This is a genomic window from Amycolatopsis acidicola (genome assembly GCF_007713735.2).
GTDB lineage: Bacteria > Actinomycetota > Actinomycetes > Mycobacteriales > Pseudonocardiaceae > Amycolatopsis_E > Amycolatopsis_E acidicola.
In genome coordinates this window covers 1-13,479 of the sequence record NZ_VMNW02000006.1, presented here as the reverse complement: position 1 = coordinate 13,479, position 13,479 = coordinate 1, and the positions used below count along the sequence as shown (strand labels likewise).

17 protein-coding genes are annotated in these 13,479 nt (G+C 69.5%); 15 read left to right on the top strand and 2 right to left on the bottom strand.

Annotated features, from left to right (window positions below; translation table 11 throughout):
- Nucleotides 1–28: 28 nt before the first annotated feature.
- The 12 genes from FPZ12_RS06235 (at nt 29) to FPZ12_RS06180 (ending at nt 11,032) form a co-directional block, all read left to right on the top strand.
- Nucleotides 29–1,561 carry a bifunctional uroporphyrinogen-III C-methyltransferase/uroporphyrinogen-III synthase gene (locus tag FPZ12_RS06235; RefSeq protein WP_144754260.1) on the top strand — a complete coding sequence of 511 codons (1,533 nt, stop codon included), beginning with the start codon at nt 29–31 and terminating at the stop codon, nt 1,559–1,561.
- Between the two features lie 73 nt (nt 1,562–1,634).
- Complete coding sequence (hemB, locus tag FPZ12_RS06230; protein ID WP_144754263.1) at nt 1,635–2,606, top strand: porphobilinogen synthase; 972 nt, start codon at nt 1,635–1,637, stop codon at nt 2,604–2,606.
- Nucleotides 2,607–2,669: 63 nt separating this feature from the next.
- Nucleotides 2,670–3,200: a hypothetical protein gene (locus FPZ12_RS06225; protein WP_243769692.1), complete on the top strand. Its 531-nt coding sequence runs from the start codon at nt 2,670–2,672 to the stop codon at nt 3,198–3,200.
- A complete protein-coding gene (locus FPZ12_RS06220) occupies nt 3,197–3,616 on the top strand; it encodes a DUF3093 family protein (protein WP_144754266.1) in 420 nt (139 codons plus the stop codon). The genes FPZ12_RS06225 and FPZ12_RS06220 overlap by 4 nt, the downstream gene beginning before the upstream one ends.
- Nucleotides 3,617–3,629: 13 nt before the next feature.
- A complete protein-coding gene (locus tag FPZ12_RS06215; RefSeq protein ID WP_144754269.1) occupies nt 3,630–3,998 on the top strand; it encodes a hypothetical protein in 369 nt (122 codons plus the stop codon).
- 25 nt (nt 3,999–4,023) lie between these two features.
- Nucleotides 4,024–5,325 carry a glutamate-1-semialdehyde 2,1-aminomutase gene (gene hemL / locus FPZ12_RS06210; RefSeq protein ID WP_144754272.1) on the top strand — a complete coding sequence of 434 codons (1,302 nt, stop codon included), beginning with the start codon at nt 4,024–4,026 and terminating at the stop codon, nt 5,323–5,325.
- A complete protein-coding gene (locus tag FPZ12_RS06205) occupies nt 5,322–5,948 on the top strand; it encodes a histidine phosphatase family protein (RefSeq protein ID WP_144754275.1) in 627 nt (208 codons plus the stop codon). The genes hemL and FPZ12_RS06205 overlap by 4 nt, the downstream gene beginning before the upstream one ends.
- Complete coding sequence (locus FPZ12_RS06200; protein WP_144754278.1) at nt 5,945–6,520, top strand: TlpA disulfide reductase family protein; 576 nt, start codon at nt 5,945–5,947, stop codon at nt 6,518–6,520. Before FPZ12_RS06205 ends, FPZ12_RS06200 begins: the two co-directional genes overlap by 4 nt.
- Nucleotides 6,521–6,587: 67 nt before the next feature.
- Nucleotides 6,588–7,364, top strand: coding sequence for a cytochrome c biogenesis CcdA family protein (locus FPZ12_RS06195; protein WP_144754281.1), 777 nt, complete (start codon nt 6,588–6,590; stop codon nt 7,362–7,364).
- Nucleotides 7,361–8,980 (top strand): cytochrome c biogenesis protein ResB, encoded by a 1,620-nt coding sequence (gene resB / locus FPZ12_RS06190; RefSeq protein ID WP_144754283.1) that lies wholly within the window; start codon nt 7,361–7,363, stop codon nt 8,978–8,980. Before FPZ12_RS06195 ends, resB begins: the two co-directional genes overlap by 4 nt.
- Nucleotides 8,967–9,947 (top strand): c-type cytochrome biogenesis protein CcsB, encoded by a 981-nt coding sequence (gene ccsB, locus FPZ12_RS06185; protein ID WP_144754286.1) that lies wholly within the window; start codon nt 8,967–8,969, stop codon nt 9,945–9,947. Before resB ends, ccsB begins: the two co-directional genes overlap by 14 nt.
- Nucleotides 9,947–11,032: a MinD/ParA family ATP-binding protein gene (locus FPZ12_RS06180; RefSeq protein WP_144754289.1), complete on the top strand. Its 1,086-nt coding sequence runs from the start codon at nt 9,947–9,949 to the stop codon at nt 11,030–11,032. Before ccsB ends, FPZ12_RS06180 begins: the two co-directional genes overlap by 1 nt.
- A gap of 32 nt (nt 11,033–11,064) precedes the next feature.
- Here the strand turns inward: FPZ12_RS06180 and FPZ12_RS45480 are convergent, their stop codons facing one another.
- Nucleotides 11,065–11,241 (bottom strand): hypothetical protein, encoded by a 177-nt coding sequence (locus FPZ12_RS45480; protein ID WP_166462596.1) that lies wholly within the window; start codon nt 11,239–11,241, stop codon nt 11,065–11,067.
- A 222-nt stretch (nt 11,242–11,463) separates the two neighbouring features.
- A complete protein-coding gene (locus FPZ12_RS06175) occupies nt 11,464–11,673 on the bottom strand; it encodes a BldC family transcriptional regulator (protein WP_139095352.1) in 210 nt (69 codons plus the stop codon).
- Nucleotides 11,674–11,839: 166 nt separating this feature from the next.
- On the opposite strand from FPZ12_RS06175, the gene FPZ12_RS06170 reads away from it, so the two are divergent.
- The 3 genes from FPZ12_RS06170 to FPZ12_RS06160 form a co-directional block, all read left to right on the top strand.
- On the top strand, nt 11,840–12,313 hold the full coding sequence (locus FPZ12_RS06170; RefSeq protein ID WP_144754292.1) for an Lrp/AsnC family transcriptional regulator: 474 nt from the start codon (nt 11,840–11,842) through the stop codon (nt 12,311–12,313).
- A gap of 11 nt (nt 12,314–12,324) precedes the next feature.
- Entirely contained in the window at nt 12,325–12,642 is a 318-nt protein-coding gene (locus FPZ12_RS06165) for a DUF4229 domain-containing protein (protein ID WP_144754295.1), read from the top strand.
- Nucleotides 12,639–13,479 (top strand): PLP-dependent cysteine synthase family protein (locus FPZ12_RS06160; RefSeq protein ID WP_150980195.1); only part of this gene is annotated, 841 nt, incomplete at its 3' end. The genes FPZ12_RS06165 and FPZ12_RS06160, both read left to right, overlap by 4 nt.

The window sequence follows — 13,479 nt, the reverse complement described above, 5'->3', positions numbered from 1 at the left end:
CAAAGATCGCACTGGAGAAAGAAACACGATGACCCCCGCGCGGAATACCGCTGGGCGCGTCGCGTTCGTGGGCTCGGGCCCCGGCGACGCCGGACTGTTGACCGTTCGTGCCCAAGAACTGCTCGCCAAGGCCGAGGTCGTGGTGACCGACCCCGACGTGCCTGCCGGCGTGCTCGCCGAAGCCAGTGCGGACGCCGAGGTCCGGCCCGCGGTCGGTGAGCCCGGCGAGGTCGCCAAGGACCTGGCGAACGAGGCCAAGGCAGGCCGCCTCGTGCTCCGGCTCGTCGGCGGCGACCCGCTGACCCTGCCCGCCGTGGTGGGTGAGGTGCAGGCCGTCGCCAAGACCAGCGCGGTGTTCGAGATCGTGCCCGGGGTCGGACCTGGCATCGCGGTGCCCGCGTACGCCGGGATCGCGCTCGGCGGCTCGCACGCCGAGGTGGACGTCCGCGGTGACGTGAACTGGGCCGGGCTGGCCGGGACGCCGGGGCCGATCGTGCTGCACGCGACTTCGAGCCACCTGGCCGAGGCCGCGGGCGCGCTGGTCGAGCACGGGCTCGCCCCGACCACGCCGGTCGCGGTGACGTCCAACGGCACCATCAACACGCAGCGCACCCTCGACAGCACGCTGGCCACGCTCTCGCAGGACGCGGGCGAGCTGGTCGGTCCGCTCGTGGTCACCATCGGGGAGGCCGCCGGGCACCGCTCGAAGCTGTCCTGGTGGGAGTCGCGCGCGCTGTACGGCTGGAAGGTCCTGGTGCCGCGCACCAAGGAGCAGGCGGGCGAGATGGCGGACAGGCTGCGCAGCCACGGCGCCACTTCGCACGAGGTGCCGACGATCTCCGTCGAGCCGCCCCGTAGCCCTGCGCAGATGGAGCGCTCGGTCAAGGGCCTGGTCGACGGCCGCTACCAGTGGATCGTGTTCACCTCCGCCAACGCGGTGCGCGCGGTGTGGGAGAAGTTCGAGGAGTTCGGGCTCGACGCGCGTGCCTTCTCGGGCGTGAAGATCGCCTGCGTCGGCGAAGCGACCGCGGAGCGCGTGCGCGCGTTCGGCATCAACCCGGAGCTGGTCCCGAAGAGCGAGCAGTCCAGTGAAGGTCTGCTGGCGGAGTTCCCGCCGTACGACGACATCCTCGACCCGGTGAACCGTGTGCTGCTGCCGCGCGCCGACATCGCCACCGAGACCCTGTCGGCGGGCTTGGTCGACCGCGGCTGGGAGGTCGACGACGTGACGGCCTACCGCACCGTGCGCGCGGCCCCGCCGCCGGCCGAGACCCGCGAGATGATCAAGACCGGCGGGTTCGACGCGGTGTGCTTCACCTCGTCGTCCACCGTGCGGAACCTGGTCGGCATCGCGGGCAAGCCGCACACGCGGACGCTCGTCGCATGCATCGGCCCGAAGACGGCGGAGACCGCGGTGGAGTTCGGCCTGCGGGTGGATGTCCAGCCGGAGAAGGCGGACATCCCGAACCTGGTCGACGCGCTGGCCGCGCATGCCGCGAAGCTGCGCGCGGAAGGCGCGCTCCCGCCCCCACGCAAGGCGAAGCGGACGCGGCGTTCGTAGCAGTTCGTAGCGGTGAAAAGGCCCTCGTTCCCCTGGGAACGGGGGCCTTTCGCGCGGGAGTACCGTCGTTCGCGTGTTTCCTGAGCATCGTCCCCGCCGGTTGCGCACCACTCCCGCCATGCGGCGGCTCGTGAGTGAGACCACCTTGCGGCCGCGCCAGCTGATTCTGCCCATGTTCGTCGCCGAGGGGGCCGACCAGCCGCGGCCGATCGCGAGCATGCCGGGGGTCGTGCAGCACACGCGGGAGACCTTGCGCAAAGCCGCCGTCGACGCGGTGCGCGCGGGTGTCGGCGGGCTGATGTTGTTCGGTATCCCGGCAAAACGCGACGCGGTGGGCTCCGCCGGCTGCGACGAGAACGGGATCCTCAACGTCGCGCTGCGCGACCTTCGCGCGGAGCTCGGCGACGACACCGTGCTGATGGCCGACACCTGTCTCGACGAGTTCACCGACCACGGCCACTGCGGCGTGCTGGACGAGCACGGCGGAGTGGACAACGACGCGACGCTCAAGGTGTACGCGGAGATGGCCGTGGCGCAGGCCGAAGCGGGCGCGCACATGCTCGGCCCGAGCGGGATGATGGACGGCCAGGTCGGCGCCATCCGCTCCGCGCTGGACACGGCCGGGCACGTGGACACGTCGATCCTCGCCTACTCCGCGAAGTACGCGAGCGCCTTCTACGGCCCCTTCCGCGAGGCCGTGGACTCCCAGCTGAAGGGCGACCGCAAGACGTACCAGCAGGAGCCGGGCAACGCGCGTGAAGCGTTGCGGGAGATCGAGTTGGACGTCTCCGAGGGCGCGGACGCCATCATGGTCAAACCGGCCCTGTCCTACCTGGACGTGCTGCGCGCGGCGGCCGAGGTTTCGCCGGTTCCCGTTGCGGCGTACAACATCTCGGGCGAGTACTCGATGGTCGAGGCGGCCGCCGCGAACGGCTGGCTCGACCGCGAGCGCACCATCCTCGAGGTGCTCAGGTCGATCCGCCGCGCCGGCGCCGACATGATCCTCACGTACTGGGCCACCGAAGCTTCGGCCTGGCTGGACTAACCCCACCCGTCGGCCCGCCACCGCCCTCAACCGATCCGCTTCGCGAAACAGTATCCTTCCAGCGTGAGCACACCTGAAGAGCCGGAATCGGACGACCAGCGCCGCGCCAAGGGGCTGCCGCCGGCCCCCGCGCTGCCCGGCGACGAGGTCCCGGTGATCGACCCACCGAAGCCGGTCCAGGTGTCCTTCTGGCTCTGGGTCGCGTCCGGCGTCGTGTTCATCATCGGCTACGTGCTGATGTTCGTCGCCCGTAACCAGCTGATCGACCAGCTGATCAAGAACAACACCGACACCTCGGTCAGCGCGGACCAGATCCGGTCCGGGATGACCGTGATGTTCGCGGTGGTGCTCGTCGGCGCGGTCTCGTTCGCGGCGTTGTACGTGCTGTTCGCCTGGAAAGCCCGCCAGGGCACCAGGTCCGCGCGCACCGTGCTGACCGTGCTGATGGCGATCACGCTCGTGTTCCAGCTGGCGGTGCAGTTCGCCAGCATCGTCACGCTGCTGGCCACGGTGATCGGCCTCGTCGGCCTGCTGCTGATGTACCTGCCCAACGTCAACCCGTACTTCCCGAAAGTCACCCGCAGGCCGCGGTGAGCGAGACGAGGTTCGTCGAGTACGGGGCGAAGTGGACGGCGTTGCTCTACGGCCCGCTGTTCGCCGTCGCCGGGTACCTCGTGGAACTCGCCACGGGCGCGACGCACACCGTCGCCTGGGTGCTCGTCGGCCTCGGACTGGCCGCCATCACCGCACCGTGGATCCAGGCGCGGCGCCGCTTCCTCACCGTCCGCGTCACCACGACGGAGCTCGTCCAGGGGCGGGAATCCTTGCCGCTGAAGGAAATCGCCGAGGTGGACGACGTCGGCGCGCCCACCGGGGCGCGGGTGCTCGGCGGCGGCTGGAGCGCCCCGCGCAAGTACGACGAACTGCCGATCCGGCTCGACGACGACTCCGTGGTGCTCGCCTGGGCGCGGGACGTGACAGCACTGCGTGCCGCGCTGAAGCAGTCGTGAGAGTCTGGTCACCGTGAACGACGACGTCGAGTGGCCCCCGGAGCCGCCGCCCGCGAAACTGCACCGGCCGTGGCGCGCGCTGATCGCTCTCGCCGAGGTGGTCGTGGCCGCGGTCGCCGTGTGGTTCGCCTTCCGGTGCTGGGACGCGGGCGTGAAAACGCTCACGGTCAACCTGTCCGACGGCACCACGCTCACCTCCACCCGCTACCTCGGCAACTGGATGGCCGGCGCCATCGGGCTGGGCACGCTGGCCGCGATCCTGCTGGTCGAGGCCGTGCGGGAGGTGCTGCTGGCGGTCCGCGCCAGGCACCGCAAGAAGCGGAAGAAGCAGGACGGCGACGAGACGATCGAGGATTACGTAGCCCACCTCAACGAGGCCTGACCCGGTCTTTGGGAGACTGGCAGTCGTGACGCACGGAGTCGATCAGTCCAAGGCATGGTTCGAGCGCGCGAGCGCCGTGACGCCCGGCGGAGTGAACTCCCCGGTGCGCGCGTTCAACTCGGTGGGTGGCACCCCGCGGTTCATGGTCCGCGGCGAGGGCCCCTATCTCTGGGACATCGACGGGAATCGCTACGTCGACCTGGTCTCCTCGTGGGGCCCGATGATCCTCGGGCACGCGCATCCGCAGGTGGTCTCCGCGGCGCGCGAGGCGGCGGCCTCCGGGCTGTCGTTCGGCACGCCGACCACCGGTGAGGTCGAACTCGCCGAGGAGATCATCACCAGGGTCGACCCGGTGCACCAGGTCCGGCTGGTCAACTCGGGCACCGAGGCGACGATGAGCGCGATCCGGCTGGCACGCGGGTTCACCGGCCGGAGCAAGATCATCAAGTTCGCCGGCTGCTACCACGGGCACGTCGACGCGCTGCTCGCGCAGGCGGGCTCCGGGGTCGCCACGCTCGGCCTGCCCACCTCGCCCGGGGTCACCGGCGCGCAGGCGGCGGACACGATCGTGCTGCCCTACAACGACCTCGAGGCCGTCCGGCAGTCCTTTGTGGACAACCCGGACTCGATCGCGGCGATCATCACCGAGGCCGCGGCGGGCAACATGGGCGCGGTCGCCCCGCTCGAGGACTTCAACGCCGGGCTGCTGGAACTGGCGCACGAGCACGGCGCGCTGCTGATCATGGACGAGGTGATGACCGGCTTCCGGGTCTCGCGCTCGGGCTGGTTCGGCCTCGAAGGCGTGCCGGGCGACCTGTACACGTTCGGCAAGGTCATGTCCGGCGGGCTGCCCGCCGCGGCCTTCGGCGGCCGCACCGACGTGATGGCCAGGCTCGCGCCCGGCGGCCCGGTCTACCAGGCGGGCACGCTGTCCGGGAACCCCGTGGCGGTCGCTTCCGGCCTCGCGGCGCTGCGCGCGGCGGACGACGGCGTTTACCGGGCCCTGGACCAGAACTCGCAACGCCTCGGCGCGCTGTTCACCGAGGCGCTCTCCACGGCGGGCGTGGCGCACCACGTCGCGTACGCCGGGAACCTGATCACGGTGTTCTTCACCGAGGAGCCGGTGCGGAACTACCACGACGCGACGAACTCCCATACGTGGCGATTCCCCGCGTTCTTCCACGCGTTGCTGGACGCGGGTGTCTACGGCCCGCCGAGCCCGTTCGAAGCGTGGTTCGTGAACGCCGCGATGGACGACGCCGCGTTCGAGATCATCGAAGCCGCGCTGCCCGCGGCCGCCAGGGCCGCCGCGGAGGCCACCCAGTGACCACGATCGTGCACATGCTCCGGCACGGCGAGGTCCACAACCCGGAACGGATCCTCTACGGCCGCCTGCCCGGTTTCCGGCTCTCCGAGCGTGGCCAGCGCCAGGCGCTCACGGTGGCGGAAGCCGTTGCGGGACATGACATCGTGCACGTCGTCGCGTCCCCGTTGCAGCGCGCGCAGGAGACGGCGTCGCCGATCGCCGGCGCGCACCGGCTCGACGTGCGGACCGACGAGCGGCTGATCGAGGCGGCGAACGATTTCGAGGGCCAGCGGGTCTCCGTCGGCGACGGCGCGCTGCGCCAGCCGCAGCACTGGTCCAAGCTGCGCAACCCTTTTCGCCCTTCCTGGGGCGAGCCGTACCTCGAGATCGCGCACCGCATGTTGGGTGCGGTGTACCGGGCGCGCGCCGTGGCCGAGGGCCACGAGGCGTTGTGCGTTTCACACCAGCTGCCCATCTGGACGCTGCGCCGGTTCCTCGAAGGCAAAGCGCTCTGGCACGACCCTCGGCGCCGCCAGTGCTCGCTGGCTTCGCTCACCAGCCTCGTCTTCAACGGCGAGGAGCTCGTGGACATCGTCTACAGCGAGCCGGCGGGCAGCACGGACCCGAAGGTGACCGGCGCATGAAACGCAAGCTCGTCGTCGCGCTCGCCGCGGTGCTCGCGCTGGCGGGCTGCAGCACCGGCAAGGACGCGGTCAGCCAGGGCAGCACCTTCGAGTTCACCTCGCCCGGCGGCAAGACGGACATCACCTACAACGTCATGGACCGGAAGACGATCCCGAACCTCTCCGGCGAGGACCTGATGAACGAGGGCAAGACGATCTCGCTCTCGGACTACAAGGGGAAGGTCGTCGTGCTGAACATCTGGGGCCAATGGTGCGCGCCGTGCCGCACCGAGTCGCCCGAGATGGAGAAGCTTTACCAGGCAACGCAGGCGTCCGGGGTGCAGGTGCTGGGCCTCGACGTGCGAGACGACGACAGGTCCGCCCCGCAGGACTTCATCCGCGACCGCGGCCTCACGTACCCGTCGATCTACGACCCGCCGGGCCGCTCCCTGCTGCAGCTGCACGGGTACCCGGTGAACGTCGTGCCGTCGACGATCGTCATCGACAAGGACCAGCGTGTGGCGGCCGTCTACCTGCGCAGTCTGCTGGCGAGCGACATCCAGCCGCTGGTGCAGCAACTGGCCGCGGGATGATCGCGTTCGCCCTGCTGAGCGGGGACCCGAAGAGCTCACGTGAAACTCACTGCTTACCCTCAGCAGGGTGAACTCCTCTGTGACTGAGCTGGCGACCTCCGGGCCGCTACTGCTCGCCGCGGGAGTCGCTCTCGTCGCCGGCGCGCTCTCCTTCGCCTCGCCGTGCGTGGTCCCGCTCGTCCCCGGCTACCTGGCCTATCTGGCCGCGCTGGTCGGTGCCGAAGCGCCTGCGGTGAGCGCGGACGAGGAGCGCAAGAAGGGCCGCTACGCCGTTGTGGGCGCGGCCGGGCTGTTCGTCCTCGGCTTCACCGTGGTCTTCGTCGCCGGGCTCGGCACGCTCGTGTGGCTGGCCGACGCGATGCTCGGCAACGAGGACCTGTTGCAGCGCATCGGCGGCGTGGTCACCATCGCGATGGCGCTGGTGTTCCTCGGCCTGATTCCCGCGCTGCAGAAGGACGTCCGCTTCCACCGCGTGCCGCGCGGCGGCCTGCTCGGCGCCCCGCTCCTCGGCGCGGTCTTCGGTCTCGGCTGGACGCCGTGCATCGGCCCGACGCTGTCCGGCGTGCTGGCGATGGCCACGGCCAGCGGGAGCGCGGGCGCACGCGGATTCCTGCTCGTGCTCGTCTATTGCCTCGGGCTCGGGCTGCCGTTCCTGCTCATCGCGCTCGGCGCGCGCTGGGCCGTGCGGGCCACGGAGTGGTTGCGCCGCAACGGCCGCCGCGTGCAGCTGTTCGGCGGTGGGCTGTTGCTGCTGGTCGGTGTGCTGCTCGTCACCGGCCTGTGGGGAGATCTGATGGGCTGGATGCGCAACGCCTTCGTGACGGACACGGTGCTCCCGCTATGACCGCCACCGAAGCCCCGCCGGAGCCGAAGAAGCCGTACCGGGCCACGCCGTTGCGGCGCGTACTCGCGTTCCTGCGCAACATCTGGCGCGGGCTCACGTCGATGCGCACCGCGCTGATCCTGTTGTTCCTGCTGGCTTTGGCCGCCCTGCCCGGCGCGCTCCTGCCGCAGCGCGCGCTGAACCCGGACAAGACCGCGCAGTACATCACCGACCACGGTTGGTGGGGCACCCTGCTGGACCGGCTGCAGTTCTTCACCGTCTACTCCAGCGTCTGGTTCTCCGCGATCTACCTGCTGCTGATGGTCTCGCTCGTGGGCTGCCTGCTGCCGCGCAGCTTCGACTACTTCCGTTCCATGCGGGCGAAGCCGGTGCTCACCCCGCGGAACCTTTCGCGCATGCCGCATTTCCGCGAGGCCACCGTCGAGCGCAGTCCGGACGAGGTGCTCGAGAGCGCGCGCCGGCGGCTCAAGGGCTGGCGCACCGTCGAGCGCGAAGAGGACGGCGGCGTCCGCACGATCAGCGCCGAACGCGGCTACCTGCGCGAGACCGGCAACCTGATCTTCCACTTCGCGATGCTCGGCCTGATCATCGCCTTCGCGCTCGGCAAGCTGTACAGCTACGACGGCCAGGTCATCGTGCAGGCCGACGGCTCGCAGTTCTGCAACTCCGGCGTCTACGCCTACGACTCGTTCAATCCCGGCCTGCGCGTGGACGGCACGCAGCTCGACCAGTTCTGCGTCAAGGTCAACGACTTCTCCGCCGAGTACACCGCGGCGGGCGAGCCGGTGGCCTACAAGTCGAACATCGAGTACCAGTCCGGCGAAGACCTCGCGAACAACACCTGGAAGCCCTACCTGCTCGAGGTGAACTCGCCGCTGCGCACCGCGGGGGACCGCGTCTACCTGCTGGGCAACGGGTACACGCCGATCTTCACGGTGACCTACCCCAACGGCGAGACCCGCACCCAGAAGACCCAGTGGCGTCCGGCGGACACGACGACGCAGCTGTCCGAGGGCGCCACGAAGTTCGACCCGCCCGGCGTCACCGACGCCGCCGAACGCCGCACGAAACAGCTCGCGATCACCGGGCTGTTCGCGCCGACCGCGTTGGTGCACGGCGGGGTGCTCACGTCGACCTCGGCTTCGATGACCAACCCGATGGTCGCGGTGGACGTGCTGCAGGGCGATCTCGGCCTCGACTCCGGCAAGGGACAGTCGATCTTCGAGGTCGACCAGTCGATGGTCGACGACGGCAGGCTCAAGCAGGTCGCCCGCCAGAACCTGGCGGTGGGCCAGTCGCTGACGCTGGCCGACGGCACCAAGATCACCTTCGACGGCGCCCAGCGCTGGGTGTCGCTGCAGGTTTCACACGACCCGACGCAGGACTACGTCCTGGTCTTCGCGGTCGCGATGCTGCTCGGGCTCGGTGCTTCATTGCTGGTCAAACGCCGTCGCGTGTGGCTGCGGGTCAGCCCTGCGAACGAGGGCGGAGCCGGTACCGTGGTGGCTGTGGGTGGACTGGCCCGCACCGACCAGGCGGGATACGGCGAGGAGTTCGTCCGGATCGCGGACGAACTGGTCACGGGGAAGAGAAGGACGAAGAATGCCGGTCAATGAAACGTTGTCGCAGTACAGCGACTGGTCCTACACCACCGCGACCGCGATCTACGTGCTGGCACTCGTGTTCTTCCTGATCGAGCAGTCGTTCGGGGCGAAGGGCAGGCAGGCGGCGGAACGCACCCGCGTGCGTGAGCTGGCCGGTGCCGGCGGCCCCTCCACCACCGAGGTCACCACGGAGCCCGTCACCCCGGCCCGGTCTTCCGGCCGCCGCGACAGGGCGGAGCGGATCGGCCGGATGGGCGCCGCGCTGCTCGTGCTCGGCGTGCTGCTGCACTTCTCCGCGCTGCTGCTTCGCGGGCTCGCGACCCACCGCGTGCCGTGGGGCAACATGTACGAATACATCATGGCGGTGACGTTCATCGCCGTGGTGACCTGGCTGCTGGTGATCCGCAAGTTCGCGGTGCGGCACCTGTCCGGGTTCATGCTGCTGCCGATCGTGATCCTGATGTTCATCGGCGGCACCCTGCTCTACACGGTCGCCGCGCCGGTGGTGCCCGCGCTGCAGTCCTACTGGCTCGTGATCCACGTGTCCGCGGCGGCCACCTCGTCGGGCATCTTCCTGGTGCCGGGCATCGCGAGCATCTTCTACCTGTTCCGGTCGGCCTACGAGCGCAACGGCAAGTTCGCCCGCTTCGCTTCCAAGCTGCCTGCCGCGGACGTGCTGGACAGGGTGGCCTACCGCACCACGATCCTGGCCTTCCCGCTGTTCACCTTCGGCGTGCTCTGCGGTGCCATCTGGGCCGAGTCGGCCTGGGGCCGGTTCTGGGGCTGGGACCCGAAGGAGACCACCGCGTTCGTCGCGTGGGTGGTCTACGCGGCGTACCTGCACTCGCGGGCGACGGCAGGCTGGCGCGGCACGCGCGCGGCGGTGATCAACACGCTCGGCTTCGCGGTCACCGTGTTCAACCTCTTCTTCGTCAACCTGGTCACGACGGGCTTGCATTCGTACGCCGGGGTTGGCTGATGAACCAACCGCGCGACCCCTGGTTTTCGGACGAGCGCACGGATTCCACCCCGCACCCGGCCCAGCCGCCGCGACGGCAGCCGCAGTACCCGCAGCAGCAGGGGTACGACCCGAACCTGCCGCCGCTGCAGCCGCCGCAGTCGGCGTACCCGCCGCTACCGCAGCCTTCGCGCGGCCGCGCGCCGGAGCTGCCGAGCGTGCAGGCGCCAAAGCGCACGCCGAAATCGGGGTGGCGCAAGGCTTTGTACCTCGGCACCGGGAAACTGGTGAACCCCGGTGAGAGTCCCGGCGAGCGTCGTCAGCGCGAGCTGATCGCGCGGATCAACCAGCCGCTGCGCGGGTCGTTCAAGATCGCCATGCTCAGCCTCAAGGGCGGCGTCGGCAAGACCACGATCACCACCACGCTGGGCGCCACGTTCGCTTCGCTGCGCGGGGACAGGGTGATCGCGGTCGACGCGAACCCGGACCGCGGCACGCTGTCGCAGAAGATCCCGATCGAGACCACGGCCACGGTCCGGCATCTGCTGCGCGACGCGGACAAGATGACCCGCTACAGCGATGTGCGGGCGTACACGTCACAGGGCGCGAGCAGGCTGGAAATCCTTGCCAGTGAACAGGATCCGGCCGTTTCGGAGGCGTTCTCCGAGGTCGACTACCTGCGCACGGTGAGCCTGCTGGAGCACTACTACAACATCGTGCTCACCGACTGCGGCACGGGCCTGATGCATTCGGCGATGAAGGGCGTGCTGGATTCCGCGGACGCGCTGGTCGTGGTTTCCTCGGGCTCGGTGGACGGCGCCACCAGCGCCTCGGCCACGATCGACTGGCTGGAGGCGCACGGCTACGGCGACCTGGTGAAACGCTCGATCGTCACGATCAACTCGGTGCGCCCGAAGGCGGGCTCGGTGGATCTGGACAAGCTGGCCGCGCATTTCGAAGCGCGGTCGCGGGCGGTCTGCCGGATCCCGTTCGACCCGCATCTGGAAGAGGGCGCGGAGATCGAACTGGACCGGCTGGAGCCGGACACGCGGATGGCGTTGCTGGAACTCGCGGCCGCGATGGCCGACGCTTTCCCAGGGAAGTAACCGGATCACCGAAAGCGAAGGTAAAGGGCGACTCAGCCGTCTTCGTCTTCGCGGCGCTGCTGTTCACCGAGCTTGCGCAGGAAATCAGGGTCGTCGTCGGGGGCGATCGGGGCCTGCCGGGAGGCCACGCCGACTCGCTCCGGCGCGAACGCGCGCCACAACAGGACGGCGATGGTGAGCGCTCCGACCGCTGCGAGCAGGTAGATCATGCTCGCCCCCTTCCGAGTGCTGGCGACGCGAGGACTGCTCTTGGTGAGGGTAGTCCTTTTGTCGGGTTCCCGGGCGGTGGGCGCGGGCACCGCGCTGGGCCCGCGGCTTCCGGCTGTGTCCGGAAGGGACACCCGCATCCGGCCTGCCCGCACCGGGCGGCGGAAGCCGCTCGTGCGGGCGTGGGATGCGACCGGGCCGCGGGTCTTGCTCTTTACCGAACCTCAGCCGCGGGTCGGCTCACTGGCGTCCGTGGTCAGCTCGGCGAGCAGTTCGTTGACCTCGGACTCCCGGAACCGGCGGTGCCCGCCGGGGGTGCGGATGGAGCCGATACGTCCCGCCGTCGCCCAGCGCGTCACGGTTTTCGGGTCCACCCGGAACAATGCTGCGACCTCGCCGGGCGTCAGCAGGCGCCCTCCAACGGTTGCGGTCATTTTCCGCCTCCTTAACGACCTCAGTGCTATACCGGAGGCAGTTCGCCCCGGAATACCAACACGGCAATCGTTGCATCTCACCCGTCAGGTACTCGAACGGTTGTCGAAGAGTAAAGAGGTAGTAAGGGACAAATCGCCCAGCCTGGACAGGGCTAAGGTGACCACTGTGGACGCATTGGATCGCAAGATCATCGCGGCGCTGCGCCTCAACGGCAGGGCGACCTACGCCGAGCTCGGCAGAACGGTAGGGCTGTCCGCGTCCTCGGTCCACGAGCGGGTCGGCAAACTGGAGTCCGCCGGCGTGATCACCGGCTACCACGCCGTCGTGAATCCGAGCACAGTCGGGCTCGGGGTCACCGCGCTGGTCGGCATCCAGCCCACCGATGTCGCGGAGAACGACGACCTGGCCGAGGCGCTGAGCGAGCTCCCGGAGGTCGAAAGCTGCTACGCCGTCGCGGGAGACGAGGCGTTCGTGGTCAAGGTCAGGGTGGGCACGGTGGACGATCTCGAACGGACGCTGGGCAGGCTCCGCCGCATCGGCGGGGTGGCCCGCACCCGCACCACGGTCGTGCTGTCCACCAGGTTCGAGGGCAGGCCCAACAACAACGGTCTCGACGAACCGCCGGAAGGCGGCGCGTAGCCTTGGAGGCCGTGAGCGAACGACACCACCTGGCCCGTGACCTGACCCTTTACCTGCTGGCGCGGTTCGGCCTCATCGCGGTCGTCGCCGCCATCCTGGTGCTGCTGAAGGTCCCGCTGCTGGTCGCGCTCGCGGTCGGCATCGTGGTGGGGCTGCCGATCGGGCTGCTCGTCTTCCGCAAGCTCAACGTCCGTGTCACCGCCGGCCTCGCCGCGCGCAACGAGCGTCGTGCGCGCGAGCGCGCGAAGCTGCGCGCGCAGCTCCGGGGCGAGGAGGAGCCCGCTGCTGAAGAGACCGAACCGGTCTCGCAGTCGAGCGAGCAGGAGTGAACCGGGCCTGGGTCCGCGAAGCCGTCCGGCTGATCGAGGCGGACGCGAACCGCAGCGCCGACACGCATCTCCACGTCTTCCCGCTGCCGCCGGAATGGGGCATCGACCTTTACCTCAAGGACGAGTCGGTGCACCCCACCGGTTCGCTCAAGCACCGGCTGGCCCGCTCGCTGCTGCTGTACGCGCTGGTCAACGGGCAGATCGGGCCGGAGACCACGCTGATCGAGGCGTCCAGCGGCTCGACCGCGGTCTCCGAGGCGTACTTCGCGCGGATGCTCGGGCTGGACTTCGTCGCGGTGATGCCGCGTAAGACCAGTCAGGAGAAGGTGCAGCTCATCGAGTTCTACGGTGGCCGCTGCCATTTCGTCGACATCCCGGCCGAGATGTACACCGAGGCCGAGCGGCTCGGTGCGGAGCCCAACGGGTTCTACCTGGACCAGTTCACCTACGCCGAGCGCGCCACGGACTGGCGTGGCAACAACAACATCGCCGAGTCGGTGTTCGCGCAGATGAAGCTGGAGCGGCATCCGGTGCCGTCGTGGATCGTCGTCGGCGCCGGTACCGGCGGGACGAGCGCCACCTTCGGCCGGTACGTCCGCTATCGCAGGCACACCACGAAGATCTGCGTGGTCGACCCGGAGAACTCGTCGTTCTTCGGTGCCTGGGAGACCGGCGCGATGGACTACAGCACCGGAATGCCTTCGCGCATCGAAGGAATCGGCCGCCCGCGGGTGGAACCGTCGTTCGTGCCGCAGGTGATCGACGAGATGATCCAGGTGCCCGACGCCGCGTCCATGGCGGCGATCCGGCTGCTGCGGGAACGCACCGGGCACTGGG